Origin of the sequence: Rice orange leaf phytoplasma (assembly GCF_001866375.1) — a bacterium.
GTDB lineage: Bacteria > Bacillota_I > Bacilli_A > Acholeplasmatales > Acholeplasmataceae > Phytoplasma > Phytoplasma asteris.
The window spans coordinates 19,928-40,837 of record NZ_MIEP01000005.1 but is presented as its reverse complement, the minus strand read 5'-3'; the positions used below and the strand labels follow the sequence as shown (position 1 = coordinate 40,837).

The 20,910-nt window shown below is 29.0% G+C and carries 15 protein-coding genes; 3 read left to right on the top strand and 12 right to left on the bottom strand.

The genetic code is table 11. From position 1 onward, the window contains the following. Positions 1-393: 393 nt before the first annotated feature. A complete protein-coding gene (tig, locus tag BHE82_RS02155; protein ID WP_071345621.1) occupies positions 394-1,686 on the top strand; it encodes a trigger factor in 1,293 nt (430 codons plus the stop codon). A gap of 87 nt (positions 1,687-1,773) precedes the next feature. Next, complete coding sequence (lon, locus tag BHE82_RS02150; RefSeq protein ID WP_071345620.1) at positions 1,774-4,149, top strand: endopeptidase La; 2,376 nt, start codon at positions 1,774-1,776, stop codon at positions 4,147-4,149. Positions 4,150-4,306: 157 nt separating this feature from the next. Here lon and BHE82_RS02145 read toward each other — a convergent pair whose 3' ends face one another. From BHE82_RS02145 to plsY, 11 genes are all read right to left on the bottom strand, one after another. Continuing rightward, complete coding sequence (locus BHE82_RS02145) at positions 4,307-5,683, bottom strand: TldD/PmbA family protein (RefSeq protein WP_071345619.1); 1,377 nt, start codon at positions 5,681-5,683, stop codon at positions 4,307-4,309. Then, a complete protein-coding gene (locus BHE82_RS02140) occupies positions 5,680-7,059 on the bottom strand; it encodes a TldD/PmbA family protein (protein WP_071345618.1) in 1,380 nt (459 codons plus the stop codon). The genes BHE82_RS02145 and BHE82_RS02140 overlap by 4 nt, the downstream gene beginning before the upstream one ends. 828 nt (positions 7,060-7,887) lie before the next feature. Further along, positions 7,888-9,705 (bottom strand): translation elongation factor 4, encoded by a 1,818-nt coding sequence (lepA, locus tag BHE82_RS02135; RefSeq protein WP_071345617.1) that lies wholly within the window; start codon positions 9,703-9,705, stop codon positions 7,888-7,890. A 533-nt stretch (positions 9,706-10,238) separates the two neighbouring features. Next, positions 10,239-11,054, bottom strand: a complete 816-nt coding sequence (locus BHE82_RS02130; protein ID WP_071345616.1) for a hypothetical protein — start codon at positions 11,052-11,054, stop codon at positions 10,239-10,241. Positions 11,055-11,496: 442 nt separating this feature from the next. Further along, positions 11,497-11,946, bottom strand: coding sequence for a transcription antitermination factor NusB (locus BHE82_RS02125; protein ID WP_071345615.1), 450 nt, complete (start codon positions 11,944-11,946; stop codon positions 11,497-11,499). Positions 11,947-11,952: 6 nt separating this feature from the next. Then, positions 11,953-12,561, bottom strand: coding sequence for a superoxide dismutase (locus BHE82_RS02120; protein ID WP_071345614.1), 609 nt, complete (start codon positions 12,559-12,561; stop codon positions 11,953-11,955). A gap of 190 nt (positions 12,562-12,751) precedes the next feature. Beyond that, complete coding sequence (locus BHE82_RS02115; RefSeq protein ID WP_071345613.1) at positions 12,752-14,095, bottom strand: FAD-dependent oxidoreductase; 1,344 nt, start codon at positions 14,093-14,095, stop codon at positions 12,752-12,754. Between the two features lie 144 nt (positions 14,096-14,239). Beyond that, a complete protein-coding gene (acpS, locus tag BHE82_RS02110; RefSeq protein WP_071345612.1) occupies positions 14,240-14,623 on the bottom strand; it encodes a holo-ACP synthase in 384 nt (127 codons plus the stop codon). Continuing rightward, positions 14,595-15,659: a DNA-binding protein WhiA gene (gene whiA / locus BHE82_RS02105; protein WP_071345611.1), complete on the bottom strand. Its 1,065-nt coding sequence runs from the start codon at positions 15,657-15,659 to the stop codon at positions 14,595-14,597. The genes acpS and whiA overlap by 29 nt, the downstream gene beginning before the upstream one ends. An 80-nt stretch (positions 15,660-15,739) precedes the next feature. Continuing rightward, positions 15,740-17,755, bottom strand: coding sequence for an NAD-dependent DNA ligase LigA (gene ligA, locus BHE82_RS02100; RefSeq protein ID WP_071345610.1), 2,016 nt, complete (start codon positions 17,753-17,755; stop codon positions 15,740-15,742). A 130-nt stretch (positions 17,756-17,885) separates the two neighbouring features. Further along, positions 17,886-18,587: a glycerol-3-phosphate 1-O-acyltransferase PlsY gene (plsY, locus tag BHE82_RS02095; RefSeq protein ID WP_071345609.1), complete on the bottom strand. Its 702-nt coding sequence runs from the start codon at positions 18,585-18,587 to the stop codon at positions 17,886-17,888. A 642-nt stretch (positions 18,588-19,229) separates the two neighbouring features. Between plsY and BHE82_RS02090 the strand changes: the two genes are divergently transcribed. Next, the gene (locus BHE82_RS02090) at positions 19,230-19,835 is read left to right on the top strand and encodes a nitroreductase family protein (RefSeq protein ID WP_042068371.1); all 606 of its coding nucleotides are present in this window, start codon (positions 19,230-19,232) and stop codon (positions 19,833-19,835) included. Between the two features lie 122 nt (positions 19,836-19,957). On the opposite strand, the gene pdxY is transcribed toward BHE82_RS02090, so the two are convergent. Next, positions 19,958-20,824 carry a pyridoxal kinase gene (gene pdxY, locus BHE82_RS02085; RefSeq protein ID WP_071345608.1) on the bottom strand — a complete coding sequence of 289 codons (867 nt, stop codon included), beginning with the start codon at positions 20,822-20,824 and terminating at the stop codon, positions 19,958-19,960. Between the last annotated feature and the right edge of the window lie 86 nt (positions 20,825-20,910).

Genomic DNA, 20,910 nt, shown 5'->3' with positions numbered 1-20,910 from the left:
TTTCTACCACAAAATATTTATAAAAAAGATTAAATGAATTAAAAAAAGCTAAAAAATTAAACTAAATAAACCCGCGAACCTAAAAAACAACTTTTAATTTAGTTAAAAAAACTTAATTATAAATTAGTTGCCAAATTGTAAAACAAAAATGCAAAAACACAACTTGTTTCCCCAAAAAACAATTAACACTAATTTAATTGGAATTTGCTTATATAATCAATATATAAATGAAAAAACTCATAATTATTTGCAACTATTTGCACCAATCAAACCAAATAACCCCCCCCCAACAACAATATTTTTTAGTTTTTATTGATGCTTCATAATCAAAATAAATAACACCCCAAAACATAAAACAAACCCCAACAAACTAAAAAGGAAAAGGTATTAAAAATGGAAATTAAAAAAATCAACGATCAAAAAGTACAATATTTTTTTGAAGTTTCTTCAAAGGAATTAGAAACCCAACTGGCTAGTGCTTATGAAAAAATTAAACCAAAAGTAGAAATTAAAGGTTTTAGAAAGGGGCACGTTCCAAGAAAAATTTTTGAAAATCGTTTCGGTAAAGACAATTTATACTCCGATGCATTAGAAAATATCGTGCAAACCAAATATCAAGAAGTCCTACAAAAAAAAGATTTCGAAAGTATGGGAATGCCTCAAGTAATTGATTTAGACGAAAAAAAACTTAAAGATAATCAAAATTTTACTTTCGGACTGGAATTTATCGTTAAACCTAAAGTTACTTTAAAAAAATATTTAGGATTAGAAATTACAAAAGACGATCTTGAAGTAACAGATTGTGAAGTGGAAGAAAAAATAAATTCCTTATTAGAAAAACAGACAACTTTGGAACCCAAAACCCAAAATGACTTTTTGGAATTAACAGACACTGCTATTTTTGATTTTGAAGGCTTTGTTGATGACAAACCTTTTGAAGGTGGCAATGCTAAAGATTTTAGTTTAAAAATTGGCTCTGGTCAATTTGTACCTGGTTTTGAAGACCAAATGTTAGGGATGAAACAAGGACAAACCAAAGACATTAATATCACTTTTCCAAGCGATTACCACCAAAAAAGTTTAACTAATCAAAAAGCTGTCTTTAAAGTAACTCTACACCAAATCAAAACTAAAAAAATACCTCAACTAACAGATAATTTGGTAAAATCACTTAAACTTGCCAATGCTTCAACCGTAGAAGAATTAAAAAACAACACTAAACAAACTCTTTTAGCTCAAAAAAAACACAAAGACAAAGAAAACGTTGAAAAACAAGTAATAGAACAATTAGTTAAAAATTCCGAATTAGAAATTCCTCAAGAAATTGTTTTCCAAGAACAAATCCGCCTCCAAAAAGAATTTGAAGCACAATTAAAACAACAAAATTTAACTTTGGAACAATACAAACAATATTTAGGTATTGATGATGAAAAAATGGAAAAAGAATTCAGCCAACAAGCACAAAAAAACCTCCAATATCAACTTATTATGGAACAAGTTGCAGCCCAAGAAAAACTAACTATTTCCCAAGAAAAAATCGAACAACAATACCAAAACTTAAGTAACCATTACAAAGTTCCAGTTAATCAAATCAAACAAAAACTTCCTGAAAAAAACCTAAAACATTCTCTTTTGATGGATGAAGCCTTAGAACTTGTTATTAATAAAGTTGTTGTTGCTAAATAAAATTTATCACCCCACCAAAAAAATCACTCCACAACTTAAAAATGAAAAAGTTTAAAAGTTAAAAAAATATCGAAAGGATGAAAATATATGAAAACCAAAAGCAAAAAATTAAAATCCGATCTTTCTATGGATACATTTGAAGATATTTTTCAAGAAATTCATGAACAACTTCCAGTTGTAGTTATCAGCGAAGTAATGCCTATTCCAAATATTGATTTTCGTATTGAATTATCAGACAATTCTTATTTAAAAGCTTTAAAAGAGTCAGAAACTAACGCAAATTCTTTTGTTATTCTTTTAACTCAAAAAGATTTATCACCCAACAAACCCAAACTAACTAACCTTCAACGTTACGGTGTATTGGCACAAATAATTACTAAAGTAAAAATCCCTCACGGCGATTTTAAAGTGAGATTTCGCATTTTAAAAAGAGTAAAAATTGATAAATTTTTGCAAAAAGAACCTTTTTTAAAAGCCTCATATGAAAAAGTCAATACCATTTATGGAAACGTTGAAGAAGAAAAAGCCTTAATCAAGCTAGTTATAGAAAAAATTATGGACAAACCTTTTCAACTGCTTGTTCAAAACACCAATAATTTTTTAGATATCATCAAAACAGAACCAGAAACAGAAAATATCACTGATATCATTGTTTTTAATTTAAAAATCGATGATTTAGATAAATATAAATACCTTAAAGAAGCTCACCTTAATAAAAGAATTTTTTATATTCTTCAAGACATCCAAAGTTTACTTATAGGACTTGATTTAGAACAAAAAATCAATGAAAAAGTAAAACAAAGTATTGATGAAAACCAAAAAGAATTTTATTTAAGAGAAAAAATGAAAGCGATTCAACTAGAATTAGGGGACAAAGCCAAAAAGGAAGAAGAAATTGCAGAATTGCGCAATAAAATCAAAAAAACTCCTTTACCTTCCGAAATCAAAAAAAAAGCTTTACAAGAATTATCACGTTACCAATCATCATCATCTTTAATAGCAGAATCTTTTGTAATTAAAAATTATCTTGATTTTTTACTGGAATTACCTTGGGGCAAAACCAGCCAAGATGAAAACGATTTAGTTGCCATTGAAAAATCCTTAAATAACCAACATTACGGACTTGAAAAAGTCAAAGAACGTATTTTAGAATATGCAGCAGTCAAAATAATGACTAGGAAAAACCCTCAAAATATTTTATGTCTTGTAGGTCCTCCAGGAGTGGGGAAAACCTCACTTGCTTCTTCTATTGCCAAAGCTTTAGGACGCCAATTTGTCAGACAATCCTTAGGCGGTTTAAAAGAAGAATCAGAAATTAGAGGCCACAGAAGAACTTATATTGGAGCTATGCCTGGACGCATTCTTGCAAGCATTAGAGACGCCAAAACAGTTAATCCTGTCTTTTTATTAGACGAAATTGACAAACTAGTAGCCAATTATAACTTTGATCCTGCATCAGCTTTATTAGAAGTCCTTGACCCACAACAAAATATTAATTTTATGGATCATTTTTTATCCGAACCATTTGATTTATCCCAAGTATTATTTATCACCACTGCCAATTACCTTGACAATATTCCCGAAGCTTTAAAAGACCGTATGGAAATTATCGAAGTAAATTCTTACACTGAAAAAGATAAAATTAACATCGCTTCTAAATTTCTTTTAAAAAAACAACTCAAAAATCACGGAATCACTGACACAAATTTAGTTATTGACAATGATACTATCCTTTATTTAATTAGACATTACACCAAAGAAGCAGGAGTAAGAGAGTTAGATAGAATCCTTGCAGAACTAGCTAGAAAAACAGTTAAAGAATTTTTAATTACCAAAAAAGAACAAGTAATTATTACTCCTCAAAACGTTACTAAATACTTAGGTAAAGAAAAATACCTACATCTTTTAGATGAACAAAAAGAAAAAATAGGCTCCACTAACGGACTTGCCTATACTTATTTTGGAGGCGATTTGCTTCCAGTAGAAGTTACTTATTACAAAGGTAAAGGACAATTAATCCTTACAGGTAAATTAGGAGAAGTCCTTAAAGAAAGTGCTTATACTGCTTTAAGTTTCATCAAAGCTAACTGTCAAAATTTAGGAATTGATGCCAATATTTTTGCAGAAAACGATTTTCACATTCATCTTCCAGAAACAGCCATTCCTAAAGATGGTCCTTCAGCTGGAATTACTATTGCTACTTCCCTTGTCTCTGCAATTACCCAAAAATATGTTAAAAAAGGTTTGGGAATGACAGGAGAAATTACTTTACGAGGCAATATTTTAGCTATCGGAGGCTTAAAAGAAAAAGCTATTGCTGCTAATCGTAGCGGTCTTGACACTATTTTTATTCCTCAAGAAAATATCAAAGATATTGAAGATATTCCTGAAGAAGTAAGAACTAAATTAAATATTATTCCTGTATCAAAAATTTCTGATGTTTTTTCGCAAGTATTTGTTTGATTAAGATATAAAAAAAACACCATCTTAAAGATGGTGTTTTTTGTTTTTATACATAATTAAAAAGTTTTCAAAACTTCAATTATTATTTTAATATTTATTTTTTTCGATAAAAATTACAAAAGAATAAAGGGGGAAAAAATCATTTACAAAGAAAAATTTACTTTCCTCCAATATTTAAATCCCCTACATAAACGCTAGAACTACCAAATCCTGAAGTTTGAAATTCAAAATCATTAGCAATGGTGTCTACATTTTTAAGAATATCAAAAAAATTACCAGAAACAACAATCATTTTAACAGGAGTTGTAACTTTACCTTTTTCAATTCTAAAACCACTAGCTTGTAGGCTAAAATCTCCACTAACAGTTTTAATTCCTGCATGCATCCCTACTAAATCAGTAATATAAATACCATTTTGAATAGGTTCAATCATTTTTGAAAAACTTTTTTTGCCAGGCACCAAATAACAATTAATCATAGAAGTACTGCCATCAAAACCGTTTCCAGTTGGAGCTTGTTTAAAAATGCGAGCAGTTTTTAAGTTGTGGATAAATCCTTGAAAAAATCCTTTAGTAATAATGGGTTTGGTTTGGCAAGCTACTCCTTCATCATCAAATTTTTCTTTAAAATAAGCCCCATCGTTTAAAGGATCATCAATAATACTAACTTTTTCAGAAGCAATTAAACAATTAACTTTATCTTTTAATTTAGTTAAGTTGCGATAAGCACTTATACCAGTAAAAATATCGCTGAAACTTTCCAAAAGGTCTGCAAACATTTCATTAGAAAAAACAACTGGATATTTTTGAGATACCAAAGATTTAGCTCCTAATTTTTTTTCGCCCATCTCAACAATTTCAGTACCTAATTTAACAGGATTGAAGGTTACAAAATCCTTAGCTAAAATACTTTTGCCATAACTTTCAATTTCGCCTTCTTTTTGAAAAACCGCAGAAGCATACAAATAAGCAAAGCTGTTTTGGTGCGATAAATTGAGCCCTTTGGAATTTAATAATGTTTTTTTATGACAAACTTCTTGGTAAATAATGCCATTAGTAGCTTGCAAATGGGAACTTTGCAACATTGTTTTTTCTAACTGCAACAACAAATTTTGTTTTTGTTCTAATGGAACTTGTCCAAAATCAAAGTTATTTTCCAATAATTCAGGATAACTGGAAGATCCTTCAAAAATAAGAGCAGGTTCTTTAGAAGTAATTGTTTGGCAATTTTCTTTGAGGGTTTCAAAAGCATTATCAAAAGCGCTGTCAGTTAATTGTTCTAAAGCAATAGAAGTTTTTTTATTGGAAAAAATACCTCTTATAACTGCAGAAGCAACATCGCTCCAAACACAAGCATCTATTTTGCCTTTATCCAAAGATAGTTTAAAAGTTTGACTTTCATGAATTGCAATTTCTAATGCTTCAAAACCTTGTTGCATTCCTTTTTCTAACCATTTTTGATAATTGTTAGGAGTGGGGTTTGTGTGAGTGGTTTGGCTTTGGGGTTTTGGGGTTTTTGTTACGTTGTTTATCATTTTTGATTTCCTCCTACAATCATTTCTTTTACTCTAATAGTGGGTTGTCCTACATCAACTGGTAGAGAACCAGAACAAGAACCACACATTCCTTGACCTAAAACTAAATCATTGGCAACACGGTCAATTTTAAATAAAATATCTGCTCCATGACCAATTAACATCACTCCTTTAACATGGGTTGTTAATTTACCATTTTCGATTAAATAGCCTTCATTAACTACAAAATTAAATTCTCCAGTAGCAGGAACAACTGTTCCACCACCTAGACTTTTAGCATAAAGACCGTAAGGAGTATCTGCAATAATTTGTTCGGGCGTTTCTGTGCCTTTTTCGATGTAGGTGGAATTCATGCGCGAAGTAGGAGAGTATTTATAAGATTGTCTACGTGAAGAACCGGTAGATTGCATCTTCATTTTGCGTCCGTTTCTAAAATCAATTAAATAACCTTTAAGGATACCTTTTTCAATTAAAAGATTTTTTTGAGTGAGATTTCCCTCGTCATCAAAATTAAGACTGCCCCAAGACTCTTTAATAGTTCCATCATCATAAGCAGTTACAACTTCAGAAGCAACTTTTTGATTTAATTTATTACAAAAAGGAGAAAGGCCTTTAGCAACTGCAGTAGCTTCAAGGGGGTGCCCGCAAGCCTCATGGAAAATAACGCCTCCAAAACCATGATTAATTACAACTGGCATAGTTTGAGGTTTTAAAGATTTAGCATCTAATAAAGCAACTGCTTGTTTTGCTACTTGTTTGGCAATTGTTTCTAAATCAATTGCATCCAAGAATTCCAATCCCATTGCGCGTCCAGGACCTTCAAAGGCTTCTTGCATTTCTTGTCCTCTTTGTGCAACTCCTACAAGCCCACATCTAATATAATTGCGTGTGTCATTTTGATAAACTCCTAAAGTATTAGCAATTAAAACATGTTGTTCTTTTTGGCTTAAAGAGGTGATGGATTGAATAATTTGAGGATCATAATTTTGAATAATAGCCGATAATTTAAGTAATTTTTGGGCTTTTTGTTCTTGAGTCATACTATTATAAGGTTTTTGGATAGTATTTTTTAGGGGTTTTTCGGTTTTCAAGACAATAACTTTATTTGCTTTTCCTTGAAAAGATTTTTTTAATTTTAAAAGCAAGGATAAAACATTTTGATAATCAGTTTTATTGGTATATCCATAAACTTCATCAAAGCCTTTTAATAAGCGAATTCCTACTCCAAAAGTATTAGAAGTATCAGCAGAAACTACATCTTTGCCAATTACTTTAAGGGTATGAGAATAAGCATTTTCAAAAAATAATTCTGCAAAATCAGCTCCCTTATCTAAAGATAAATTTAGAATTTTTTGAATATCTTCTTTATTTAACATCAAATAATATTCTCCTTTATGTTGTTTGTAAATCTCTTTTATTTTATCATTTTTTTAAGCTTTTTAAGCATATTATATAAAAGTTTTCCAAATGAATTTATTATTGTTTTGTTAATTTTTTTGTTTTTATCAAAAATATGTTATAATAAAATACACAATTAAAGAGGAGCATATAAAACCATAAAAACGTTGAAATAAGTATTTTTAATTCGTTTATTGCATTTCATCATCAAAATATTAACTTAAAAAACTTGATATAATATAAATATTTATTTTTAAAATCATTATAATATTATAAAAAGAAAAGAGGCAAGTAAATGTTTAGAATCAAATTTATTATTTTTAAACCAGAATTAGATAAACAAGGAAGAAAGCAAATAGATTTTTGGAAAACTCAAATTAAAAATATTTTTAATTTCCTTTTCTTTTTGGTAATTTTGTTATCTTCGGGGGGTTTATTTCATTTCATATAGATAGTATTTTAAAACAAAATACCACATTACACCCTTTAATGAAAAATTTTCTTATTATGGTGAAATTATTTTTTTGGATATGTGCACTTTTATCCCTTCCATTTGTTTTTTGCTCGTTTTTTTTGATGGGTGTAGATAGTATGAAAGGAAGAACATTTAGCCAATTCATTTTAAGTAAAATATATTCAAAACCACAAATTGATCCTAATGGTAAAAATAATCAATCCAAAAATAATACAAATACCCCCAAAAAATAACAAAAATAAATATAAATGTCAACAATAAATAAAACAAAAACTCCTTATATATTATAAGAAGTTTTTTCAATATTCTTTTAAATCTTTGAAACAAATAATTATTTAGTAGCAAGAATAGCAAGAAAGGCTTTTTGAGGTAATTGCACTTTTCCTAATGTTTTCATTTTCTTTTTACCCTTTTTTTGTTTCTCTAATAATTTCTTTTTACGAGTAACATCGCCTCCATAAAGTTTAGCTGTTACATCTTTACGCATAGCTTTGATAGTTTGTCTGGCAATAATTTTTTTACCCAAAGCTGCTTGAATAGGAATTTCAAACATTTGTTTAGGAATAAACTCTTTTAAAGTCTCACAAATAGCCTTTCCTCTTTCATAGGCAAAATCATGATGAACAATTAAAGATAGAGCATCAACAATTTCTCCATTTAATAAAATATCCATTTTTTGTAATTTAGAAACACGATATTTATCTATTTCATAATCAAAAGAAGCATAGCCTTTGGTTAATGATTTTAACTTATCAAAATAACTATAAATAATTTCTGAAAAAGGCAGCAAATAATTAATCATTACTCTTTGACTATCAATATATTCAATATTTTGAAGGGCTCCTCTTTTGTTTTGGGAAAGCTCCATTACTTTACCAATATATATTTCAGGACACATAATAGTAGCTTTAATGAAGGGTTCTTCAATGCGGTCAATTATTTGAGTGGATGGAAGTTTGGAAGGATTATCAACTAAAAGTTTTTCTCCTTTGATAGAATAAACATGATAAATAACAGAAGGAGCAGTAGCAATTACTTCTACTCCAAATTCGCGACTAATTCTTTCTTGAATAATTTCCATATGCAAAAGTCCCAAAAACCCAGTTCTAAAACCAAGTCCCAAAGCATTAGAACTTTCAGGTTCAAAAATTAAGGAAGAATCGTTGAGTTTTAGTTTTTCCAAAGCTTCTTTAAGGATGTCATATTTATTTGTTTCTACAGGATAAAGTCCACAAAAAACTACTGAATTCATTTGTTTGTATCCCGGTAAAGGTAGCAAAGCTTGATTGTTTTGCGAAGTAATGGTGTCTCCAACTCTTACATGATTAATACTTTTAATAGCAGCAGTAAGATAACCTACATCACCTGGTGCCAAAAAATCTTTTACAATTTGTTTGGGATTATAAACTCCTACTTCAACTACTTCATAAACACTATTACTTGCCATAAAACGAATTTGATCGCCTTTTTTAACTGTTCCATTGACGATTCTAATGGAAGGCACAACTCCTTTATAAGAATCAAAATAAGAATCAAAAATTAAGGCTTGCAAGGGCTTTTGAATGTCTCCTTGAGGAGGTGATATTCTAGTTACTATTTGTTCCAAAATATCAATGACTCCAAGCCCTGTTTTTCCACTTGCAATTAAGGATTGTTCAGGGTCAAGTCCCAAAGTTTCTTTAATTTCTTCCTTAACTTTAGGAACATCTGCGCTTGGCAAATCCACTTTATTCAAAACAGGAATAAGGGTTAAATTGTTATCAACAGCTAAATAAACGTTGGCAAGAGTTTGGGCTTGAATGCCTTGGGTAGCATCAATAATTAAAAGAGCACCTTCGCAAGCTGCCAAAGAACGCGATACTTCATAACTAAAATCAACGTGTCCCGGTGTGTCAATCAAATGCATAATATAATTTTTGCCATCTTTGGACTTGTAGTTAATTTCTACAGCATTTAATTTAATAGTAATTCCGCGCTCGCGTTCTAAGTCCATGGAATCCAAAATTTGTTCCTTCATTATTCTTTTGTCAATTGTGCCTGTAAATTCTAAAATACGGTCGGCCAAAGTTGATTTACCGTGGTCAATGTGGGCGATAATGGAAAAATTACGGATGCGTTTTTGCCTTTCTTTTAATTGTTCTATTTTCATTTTTTGTTTATTTCCTTTATATTTTGGTTGGTTGGTTTTAGTTTGTTTTTGTGGGTTTTAATGTGGTTTGTGCTTGGTAGAATTAATTTTTATGATTTTTATTGGTTTTTAATTGTGAAATGATATTTTATAGTTATTATTTTTTTGGTTATTGGGTTTGGTAGTTTGTTAAGGTTGTTTTATTCTTTTTTAAGTTTTTTAAAATAACTATTATAAATCATTGTAAAGTTAAATTATTTAATATCTAATTCAAAAGTTATTATAACAAAAAAATAGTTTCTAGGTGCAAAATTAGTGTTTTTTTGTAATTTTAAAGTTATTAAAGTTATAAATTATGTTAAAATCCAATTAAATCACATTTTTATTTTGACAAAAAAATTATAAAATAAGAATAAATAAGTAGTATAGCAAGCAAAATTATAATAAATAATTAGCAAAAAAAGACCAACTTAAAGTTGATCTTAATTTGTTTTTAATTTGAAAATATGGCAAGTTTTAAATATTTTGAAAAGCATTGGAACTAACTAAATAATTTATTGTTCAGTTTCTTTGGAATTTTTTGAAGGTGAATTGGGGATGAATTTATCTATAAATTCTTCGGTAAGCATTAAGGCATTTTGAGGACTTATAGGTTTGTTAAGTGTAGGATGGTATTTTTCCTTACCTGGTTTAAATAAATGATATTTTTTGTAAATGTTAGTCATTTTTGGGCTTCTCCAAAAAAAATAAATATTTTGGCTTTCATTTTTCATTTGTAAAATATCATCTAAAGTGTATTTGTTCCAATCACTAATATCAAACTTATCAAAAGGAGATTCAAAATAAATCCCTACTAAATCTAAAGGAGGGGTTTTGATTCCTGTCATAACGCTATATAAAAAAGCGCCTGCAAGATCTTGTCCATTAAACGAAGGGAAACAAGCTACCCAACCATCATATTGAGGTTGTATTTTGTAGATAATTTTATGCATTAAAGTAGGTTTTAGATTTTCCATATAAACATGGGTTTCAGAATTTTTAAGTGTTCCATCTTGCATAAATTCACTATCAGGCACTATAAAATGATAATGTTTTTTGTCATTTACTGTTTGAATATAAAGAGGTAGTCTTTCTTTTTCTTGGTGTAATTCTTGTGTTTTTGGTTTTGTCAAATTGGGAGTTTTGACGAAATTTTGTTGATTGGGTTTTTGGGTTTGGTTATTAGTTAATTGTATTTTTTCTGATGATCTAAAGGTTGAATGTCTTTTTTGTAAACTTAATATTAATAACAATAATACTAATATTATTGATGAAATAACACATAAAAAAGACACTAATTTATATTTTTGATTAAATAATTTAATATTCAAAGTATTTGTTTCCTTAATAAAAAATAAAATAATAGGGTTAAATGAATATTAAATAATTATTTTATTGTAGTTTTTTTAACTGCTCAAGCTAAAGTTTTTTGAATGTTTCTGTAATTAAAAAGGTTTAAGGAGGATATCTATATTTTTTTAATTTGGCAAGTTTGTTTTTTGCTACTGTTATCAAATCAAAAAAATTATTATAAAAATGAGCCATTCATTATGCTTTCTAAAGAAAAAAGAATTTTTACTAAACTTGTTATTTTAAAAGTTTTTTAAAACGATCTAAAATTGGTGTTTTGTTTTTGCTGAGATGTTAATTATTTTATTGTTGTTGTTTTTATTTTTTTGGTATAGAATTATTGTAAATTTTTCATAATTATTTAAGGTATGCTATCAAATAAAATAAAAAAAAGACCTTTCAATTAGAAAAGTCTTTAAAAAATTATTTATTATTTGGGTAGTTTTTCAATTCAATTAGGTAATAAGTTTTTTTATACATTTGTAATTGTTGATATATTTGATCTAATAATTTATTGTTGAATTTATGTTGTTTTTCATCGTTTAAATTGCAGAATTGTTTGGTAATTTCTATTGCCTCGTCGATTATAATGGCATGAGAAATGTTTGTTTCTAACAATTCATAAGTAGCTAAGCGAATAATTGCTCTGTCTACTTTGTTAAGGCGATTTATTTTATAATCATATAAACTTTTTGTGATGATTTCATCAATAAATTTAAGATTGGTGATGATTTTTTGAAAAAAAGTAAAAATGGGATTGGGATTTTTTTGTGACAAAGTCAAATTATTTTGGTAAAAATCATATTGATATAATAATTTCATCACTTCAATTCGTAATAACCGTGATTCTTTTTTATTTTGAGGATGTTTCATGGTAAATTATTTTAATGTTTGAGTAAGGTTATTTTGTACTTTTTCCCAGTCTAAGACACTAAAAAAAGCTTCAATATAATCAACTCTACGATTTTGATAACTTAAATAATAAGCATGTTCCCAAACATCTAGACCCAAAAGAGGAGTTCCTTGGTTTAGAACTACATCTTGATTAGGAGTAAAAGTAATTGCAAGTTTTTGTTGTGGAGTTAATACAAGCCAAGCCCAACCGCTTCCAAAAATGGTTTTAGCAGCATGAGCAAATTTGTCTTTGAAAGAATCTATAGAACCAAATTCGTAGTCAATCATTTCTTTTAATAATCCTTGAGGAGTATTGCCATTATTTACTTTTAGAATGTTCCAAAAAAAAGAATGATTAAAATGTCCGCCACCATTATTTCTAACTGTTTGTCTAATATCTTGTGGTACTAACGATAAATCAGTTAGCATTTGTTCCAAAGATAAATTTAGTTGAGGGTGTTTTTTGAGAGCATCATTAAGGTTATTAATGTATGTTTGATGGTGTTTGAGATGATGTAATTGCATAGTTTGAGTATCAAAAAAAGGTTCTAAAGCATCATATTGATAAGGAAGAGAAAGTAGAGTAAAGTTCATTTGTTTGCTCCTTTAATGGTTAATGAAAAGATTTTTTTGGGGGGTAGTGTTGGAATGAGGGGTTAATTGTGATAAAATGGAATAAAAAAACACTATTTGTAATTATAACAAACAATGTTTTATTGTGTTTTTGTCTTTTGTGTTTTTTTATCTAATTTATTTTGTCGCGCATTTGGTAGTTTGCAAATATTTATTGAGATTTAACTTCTAAAGCTTTAAGCCCTGCTAAATTGAGTAACCCCCAAGGTTTGTTGAAATGGGGTTGGAAGAAAAAGTCAACAAAAGCAAGTTGTTCTACTGTCATTTGGTTTTGCATACAAACACTTAAAGTATTCATTTTTTCAGTTAAATCAACGCGAGAAACAATTTGTCCTCCCAAAATTTTACGAGTTTCTTTGTCAAAAACAAGCTTTAACATTACAGCATCATAATCAGGCATAAATTCAGGTCTATTAGCATCTTTGATTGTAACAGTACCATAGTTTTTACCTAAAGCTTTGGCTACATTTTCAGTAAGTCCTGTTGAAGAAATACTCAAATCAATAATTTTAATGCCGCTTGTTCCTTGAGTTCCTAAATATTTTACGCAAGGTTTTTCAATGTTAAGTCCTACAAGTGTTCCCATTCTAATAGCATTAGTTGCTAAAGGCATGTATTTTACTTCTTGGGTAGGGTTGTAATAAACGTTAACACAATCGCCACAAGCATAAACATCAGGGTCTGAAGTTTGCATATATTCGTTAACAACTAAAGCACCATTAAAGGATGTTTCGAGATGATGAGCAAATAATTGAGTGTTGGGTTTAAAGCTGATACACATAATTACCATTTCGGTCTCAAAGGTGTTTTTATCAGTTTTTACATGAGTCACTAAGCCGTCCTTAGTTTCGAATCCTGCTATTTTTTGTCCTAATGCTAGTTTAACTCTGTGGTCAGTTAAGGTTTTTTGAGCTACATCTGTAAATTCTTTGTCTAAATATTTAGACATAATTCTATCTTCTTTGTCTACTAAAACTACTTCTTTTTTTTGTACCGCAAATGCTTCAGCTAACTCAATTCCAATATAGCCAGCGCCTACTACTGTGATTTTATTAACGTTTTTGCTGTAATTAATAATATCTTTGGCATGATCAAAGTTTTTAGACATTAAAACATTTTTGCAATCAATTCCTTTAATAGGAGGAATAACAGGCCAAGAACCAGTTGCAATTACTAATTTATCGTAGTTGTCTTTAAACTGTTTGCCAGTTTCTAAACTTTGAACTAAAACTTCTTTTTTGTCAAAATCTAGTTTTAATACTTCATGTTTAAGTTTGGTACAAACATCCATACTTACCAGTTCATCAGGATTTGAATAAAAAAGTCCTAGACTGTCTTTGATAACTCCTCCAACATACAAGGCAATTCCACAAGAAAGAAAAGAGATATTATCGTTTCTTTCATATACAACAACATCAGCTTGGGGATTGTTTTTTTTAATTGTTTTTACTGCAGCAGTTCCTGCATGAGTACAACCAACAACGATAACTTTCATATTTTTGTTATTAACTCCTTTGGATTTTTTCTTTGTTTTTTTTATTTAATTTTATTTTTGCTATACACTTTTAATTATACCTAAAAAACACTTGACAAAATAAATAAAATTGTAGAATAATCAAAAAAAATAAAACGAATTTGATTATGACGTGCTTTGTGGCAACTTTTTTAAAATAACAAGGGCTAAGGCGTAATTATCGGTGTGAGTGATAGAAATTAAAATGGGGTTGAAAAAAGTGGTGCATGTGTTGTTTTTCACATAAGGAGCGCCGTTTTTGTCGTTAAGAATAGACCATTTGCAATAGTTTTGGCAAGTGGGGTCGATTTTTTGGGGCGTTTGAAAAGCTTTAAAAAGAGCTTCTTTAGAAGCCCACCTTCCTGCTAAAAAGGTAAGTTGGCTTTGGGGATTTTGAATGATTTGATAAATTTGGTATTCTTCTGAGGATAAAATCCTTGCTGCTAAAATGTCTTTGCCTATTTTTTTAATTTTTTTAATTTCAACTAAATCTATGCCGATATTTTCCATATTTATTTTTTTCCTTAGATGGTGCCAAAATTTGGGGAGTTTCAATTTCACAAGCTAGTTTTTTGATTTTTTGAAAATAATAATTTAGTCCTGATTTAGTGATTTGTTGCTTGTGTTTGTGGTAATATTTTTGAGTTAATTCTTGTAAACTTGCATCAGGGTTTTTTTTTCTTAATAACATAATTTGCAATAATTTAGGTTCAAGGTTGGGAAGTTTTTTTTGGGATTTTTCATTTTTGGGATTTTTCATTTTTAAGTTCGTGTTTTGGGGCTTGAGATTTGGGGTTTGAAAGTGTTTTTCAATCAAATTAATTTGTTGTAATTGTAAATTGGCAGAAGTAAGAATTTTTTTTTCATTTGAAATTTCAAAATTAATAGAGGATTTAATAATGTGGTTTAAGTCTTTTTGAATTATTGTTTTTTCGTATTGAAAAACTATTTCCAAAGCGCCGATTAACCTTAAAAAATCAATAATCATTTGAGATTCTTTCAAATAAACTAAAAAACCTTTTTTGTGATTAATTTGTTTGGCGTTAAGGCTGAAATGAAGCATCAAAGTTTTAATTAATTCAATTTTGTGGCGGTCTTTGTGAAAAAATTCTAGATGATAATTAGTTTTTTTTGGGTCGTTTACAAAACCTATGCATAAAAAAATACCTCTTAAAAATGCTTTTTTGGCTTTTTGGCTTTTGAGCAAAGGTAAAAAATCGCTTGGAGTTTGAGTAAAAAAATGATGTTTTTCTAAAATTAAGGGAATGCCTTTTTCAATTCCTACATGAATGCTTTTTAAATGTGGTAAATTATATTCTTTGCTAGTCATCAAAAAAGAGTTGGTATTAGGATAAAAAGTTTTGATTAAAATAAGGAAACGCCTAGCAATTTTGATATTTTTGGTTTGGAACCACAATAAAGTTTTTTGGTGGTTTTTTTCTAATTCACAGCCAAAATGTAATAAAGCTGTCAATTCAAAAAAATTTTCTATGGGTAAGAATTTTTGACAAGCAATTTCTTCTTTAATTTTAATGTTAAAAGACATTGGCACCTTCTTGGATTTTTTTATTTGTTTTGGGGGTTTAGGGTTCAGTGAGGAGTTTTAGGCAAAATAACGGTGATTTTTTATAATTTAATTTGGCTATTTTCTATAATTTGTTGTAATTCTTTTTCTTCGATAATAGGAATTTGGAGTTTTTGGGCTTTGGTTAGTTTAGAACCAGCATTGATGCCAACTATTAAATAATTGGTTTGTAAAGATAAACTGTTAGTTATAATTGCTCCCATTTGTTCTAAGATTTGTTGGATTTGAAGACGGGAATATTTTTGGAGAGTTCCTGTTAAAACAATTTTTTTGTTGGTAAAAATAGTTTGGGTAGTTGGATTTTGGGGGTTAGTGCTTTGAAAAGAAACTCCTAGTGTTTTGAGTTTGAAAACCTCTTCTAAATTACAAGAATTGGAAAAGTATTGTTGGATGCTTTGGGCAATTTTTATTCCTACTTCTCTTATTTGAGTAATTAATTCTGGTGTGGCTTGTTGGAGGTTTTCGATAGTTTGAAAATGTTTTGCCAAAACTTGAGATACTTTTTTGCCAATATGTTTGATCCCCAAAGCAAATAAAACATCTTCAAATCCTTTTTGCTTGCTTGCTTCGATAGCATCCAAAATGTTAGTAATTTTTTTAGCGCCAAAGCCTGGCATTTCTTGCAAAATATGCTTGTGTTTTTTTAATAAATAAAGGTCAGAAGGTTTGGCAATTAGGTTTTTATCAAAAAAAGCAATGATGGTCTGTTCTCCTAAAACGTTGATATCCATAGCATTTTTGGATACAAAATGAATGAGTTTTTGGATTTTTTGCTCGCGACAATTTGGGTTGAGGCAAAAATAATCAACTTCACCTGGTTGTTTTTCTAAAATTGTTTGACAAGCAGGACATTTTTCAATCATTAAAGTGGGTTTTTGCAAATCAGTTCTTTTGCTTTTTATAACTTCTAAAATTTCAGGAATAACCGAGCCTGCTTTATGAACTATGACATGGTCCTTTATTCTGATATCTTTTTTGCAAATGTAGTCATAATTATGTAAAACCACTTTTGAGACCAAACTTCCATCTACCATAACAGGCATAATTTTGCAAACTGGAGTTATAACACCAGTGCGTCCCACTTGAAAAATGATGTTTTTAACTATGCTTTGGCTTGTAATAGTTGCAAATTTGTAAGCAGTTGCCCATCTGGGAGCTTTGGCAGTGGCACCAATTAAAGAATGAAAGGCAAGCTCGTTAATTTTAATGACAATTCCATCAGTATCGTAGGTAAGTTGTTCCTTAATGGTTTTGTATTTTTCAATTATACTAAGCAAATTTTCAAAATTAGAGACGCAATAATAATGGGAATTTGTGGTAAATCCTAAAGAAGTTAAAAAATCCAAAGTCTCTTTTTGGGTAGGTTTAGTCAAATAAGGATCTGAAATGCCATAGACAAAAATAGACAAATTTCTTTGAGCAACAATTGCTGAATTAAGTTGTCTTAAAGTTCCTGAAGCAGCATTTCTGGGATTGGAAAAAAGGGGTTTGTTTTCTTGTTTTCTTTGGGCGTTGAGTTTTTCAAAAGCGGGATGGGATAAATAAATTTCTCCCCTAACTTCTAAATCAAGATCTTCTTTTAATCTTAAAGGAATGGTTTTAATGGTCTGGGCATTTTTGGTAATGTCTTCTCCCCAAATGCCGTTTCCTCTTGTTAAAGCTTGCATTAAAATGCCTTTTTGATATTTTAAACTTATCGCTACGCCGTCAATTTTTAATTCAGTTAACAAAGAAAAAGTAGGAATTTTTTTGACAATACGGTCATAAAAAGCTTTGAGTTCTTTAAGATTAAAAACATTTCCCAAAGACATCATTGGAGTTTTGTGCTTAATGGTGCTAAATTTTTTTTCTACAAAACCACCAATTTTTAAAGTGGGGCTATAAGGAAGTTTGAACTGGGGATAGCGGGTTTCTAAATTGATTAGTTCTTTGAGTAAAGCATCGTATTGTTGGTCGCTTAGATCGGGATTGCTTAGATTATAGTATTGGTAATTGGCTTTGGTGAGTTGTTTTACCAAGGATTTAATTTTTTGTTTAATTAGATCAAAATTTTGCATTGCTTTGCACCTTTTTTATAAATAAAAATGTTTTTTGGGTTGAGAGTTTTTGATTTAGTATTTTTGAGTTTAGGTTTGATTTTTTTAGGTTTTGGTGTTTGTTTTTTAAAATATTTTGTGTTGATGCTGTTTATTTTTCTTTTTTGAAATTAAATTTATTTTCTGTTCCATTAATAAGGCGCAAAATATTAGAATAATGTTTAGCTATAATAATTAAGGTAGCAAAATTGATCGAAAAGTAAAATAATTCTGTTTTTGAAATCTGGTTTTTAATTGGTCCCAAAGTTCCAAAATTGCCACAATACAAATAATTTAGCCATAAAAAAACATTAACTAAAGTGCTTGCAATAATTGAAGCTAACGAAGCATAACCAAAAAGTCTTAAAAAAATAGCAAAAAAAATGATACCAGAAATACCAATCAAAGGATTAAAAGCAGTGATAATACCTACCGAAGTTGCAATTGCCTTGCCGCCTTTGAATTTATTGAATAAAGAAAACATGTGTCCTAAAATAGGAGATATTGCCAAAAGGGAGATTTTTATTGTGGGGTTTGGTTGTAAAAAAGTTTTTGTGGATGGTTCTGTTAGCCAAAATTTTGATAAATGCAAACAAATTGTAAGTGGCACAAATCCTTTGCAAAAATCTAAAAAAAATACTAATATTCCCCATTTTTTCCCCAAAATTCTCAAAGCATTAGTTGCTCCAATATTTCCAGAACCTGTGTTGCGTAAATCTTTTTGTTGCACCAATTTGCCAATAAATAAGCCTGTAGGAATTGACCCCAAAATATAAAAAAACAAGAATAAGAATAAAAACGATAAGTTTTCCATTTTGCACCTTCATTTCATTTATTGTTTCAAAACTTTATCATTTATTTAATGAATTGTTAAGTTGTGATTATTGTTGTAATTATTAGTTGTGTTTGTTGTTAATTTAGTTTTTTTGTTTCATAAAAAATTTAATAATTATGCGTTTATAAAATAAATAATTTACTATATAATTTTACCACAAACCTTACTTTTCTTTTAATATAATGAGGTTTTTGATTGTCAAAATTAAATAAAATGGTCAGATAAACAAAAAAACCAAACTGCATAAATAGTTTGAGACTCAAATTATTCATTCTTTACTGGGGGCAAATTATTGGAGCGTTTCAGTTAAGTTGGTCTTAAATGTTATATTAAAATATTAAGTTGTCTAAATAAATGAAACAGTTAGTATTTTGATAATAAAAAATGTTATAATATATTTGATAATTTTGATAAATTGGATTAGAGGAGTTTTTTGAAAACAAAAACAAAATAAGAAACACAAATGCAAACTTTGAAAAAATAATTTTTTGCTGTTTAAATTGTTGTCTTTCCAAAATTACAAATACTAACTTAAAAAAATTTTAAAACGATGCAATATTAAAATTATTTTAACTAAATATAATAATCAAATTGAAATTAACAAAATCTTAGGAGCTTTTTATGGATTTTTTAAAAATTAAAAGTGTGCGCCAATTTTGCGCCAATCATGAAATACCAAATGATATTTTAGAAGCAATTTTGGCTACAGTTTTCCAAGCGCCCTCTGCTTTTAATTTGCAACCATGGCGTTTTTTTGTTTTTAAAGGCGAAAAGAGCAAACAAAAAATAGCTCCTTTTTTATATGGCAACAAAACTCAATTAGAAACTTGTTCTACTATGATTTTGTTGTGTTGCGATGCTCAAAAAAGTGCCTTAGCTGAAAAAATTTATCAACAAGAAGTTTTACAAAAACAAATATCTGATGCAACCAAATTACAAGTAATTACAAAAATTGATGATTATTACAAACAAATTTCCCAAGTAAAACTGCAAAATGAGTTATTTTTAGAAGGTGGCATCGGAGCGTTGCAATTGATGTTAGCTGCTAAAAAATATGATTATGATGTTTGCCCTATGGGAGGATTTAACGCAAAAAAAATCAATGAAGGATTAAATATTGATGTTCGATATTTGCCTGTATTATTAGTTGCTATTGGGAAATCAAAAGAAAAACCCAAAAATAAAGCTTTTCGAATGGATTGCAAAGATTTTACTTTTTGGATGTAGTTGAAGTTGTAAAAAATAACTGCGTTCAAATACTAAAAAAATAAAATATTTCCAAAAATAACATTATGACTGACTTAAAAAGTTGGTCTTTTTTATTAAAAAGGCATTTTTTAATCAATAATTTAATCGTTAATTTCCATGACTTGAGGCAATTTTGCTAAATTAACTTGTTTGTATAAAACAGATAAACATTGCAATTCTTTTTGTTGTGATAACAAAGTATTTTGAACAACTTTATTAAGATAAAAAACAGCATGAGCCAAAGCATTTTTAATATTTCTTTCATATTTCAAATAAAAACCCAGAAAAAGACTAGCAAATAAATCTCCTGTACCTGCAATATCAATGTTTTTTTCTTTGTTGTGAGCCTGCACCAAATATTTTTTTGTAGCATTTGATGCAAACACTTGAAAATATTTTTCATCTTGAAAATTAATACCTGTAATAATTACAATTTTAACTCCTAAATTATGGAAATGCTTTGCTACTTTAATAGCATCCGAGACATTATTTATTTTAATACCAGACAAAAATTCAGCTTCAAATTGATTAGGAGTAATAATATCTGCTTGCGAATTATTTTTAAAAAAAGAAGTTATTTCAGGCTTAACAAAACATCTGTTATTGCCCATTACAGGGTCACATAAATATAAAATATCAGGGTTCGTTCGTTTAAATCTTGCAAAAATTTCCAAAACAGCTTCGCAAATATCTAAAGATCCCATATATCCTGTTAAAATAGCTTGACACCGTTTTTCTACTCCAAGAGCAAAAAGACCTTCTACCAAATCAACTATATTTTGTTTGTTAAAAATTTGTCCTTGCCACTTTTGATAACCTGTATGATTCGAAAATTGAACTGTATTGATAGGCCAAACATCGAAATTCATATTTTGCAAAGGATAAACTGCTGCTTTATTTCCAACATAGCCATATACTACATGAGATTGGATAGAAAGAATACTTTTGGGTTTGGTGGGTATATTCATTTTGGAACTCTCCTTTATTTGGTTGGTATTTGGTTATTTTTCAAGTCTTTTAGTTTTGATTTTTTCATTTTACTATTTTATAATCT

Coding starts and splice junctions, on each gene's coding strand:
- tig (WP_071345621.1), top strand. CDS start 394: ATGGAAATTAAAAAAATCAACGATCAAAAAGTACAATATTTTTTTGAA.
- lon (WP_071345620.1), top strand. CDS start 1,774: ATGAAAACCAAAAGCAAAAAATTAAAATCCGATCTTTCTATGGATACA.
- BHE82_RS02145 (WP_071345619.1), bottom strand. CDS start 5,683: ATGATAAACAACGTAACAAAAACCCCAAAACCCCAAAGCCAAACCACT.
- BHE82_RS02140 (WP_071345618.1), bottom strand. CDS start 7,059: ATGTTAAATAAAGAAGATATTCAAAAAATTCTAAATTTATCTTTAGAT.
- lepA (WP_071345617.1), bottom strand. CDS start 9,705: ATGAAAATAGAACAATTAAAAGAAAGGCAAAAACGCATCCGTAATTTT.
- BHE82_RS02125 (WP_071345615.1), bottom strand. CDS start 11,946: ATGAAACATCCTCAAAATAAAAAAGAATCACGGTTATTACGAATTGAA.
- BHE82_RS02120 (WP_071345614.1), bottom strand. CDS start 12,561: ATGAACTTTACTCTACTTTCTCTTCCTTATCAATATGATGCTTTAGAA.
- BHE82_RS02115 (WP_071345613.1), bottom strand. CDS start 14,095: ATGAAAGTTATCGTTGTTGGTTGTACTCATGCAGGAACTGCTGCAGTA.
- acpS (WP_071345612.1), bottom strand. CDS start 14,623: ATGGAAAATATCGGCATAGATTTAGTTGAAATTAAAAAAATTAAAAAA.
- whiA (WP_071345611.1), bottom strand. CDS start 15,659: ATGTCTTTTAACATTAAAATTAAAGAAGAAATTGCTTGTCAAAAATTC.
- ligA (WP_071345610.1), bottom strand. CDS start 17,755: ATGCAAAATTTTGATCTAATTAAACAAAAAATTAAATCCTTGGTAAAA.
- plsY (WP_071345609.1), bottom strand. CDS start 18,587: ATGGAAAACTTATCGTTTTTATTCTTATTCTTGTTTTTTTATATTTTG.
- BHE82_RS02090 (WP_042068371.1), top strand. CDS start 19,230: ATGGATTTTTTAAAAATTAAAAGTGTGCGCCAATTTTGCGCCAATCAT.
- pdxY (WP_071345608.1), bottom strand. CDS start 20,824: ATGAATATACCCACCAAACCCAAAAGTATTCTTTCTATCCAATCTCAT.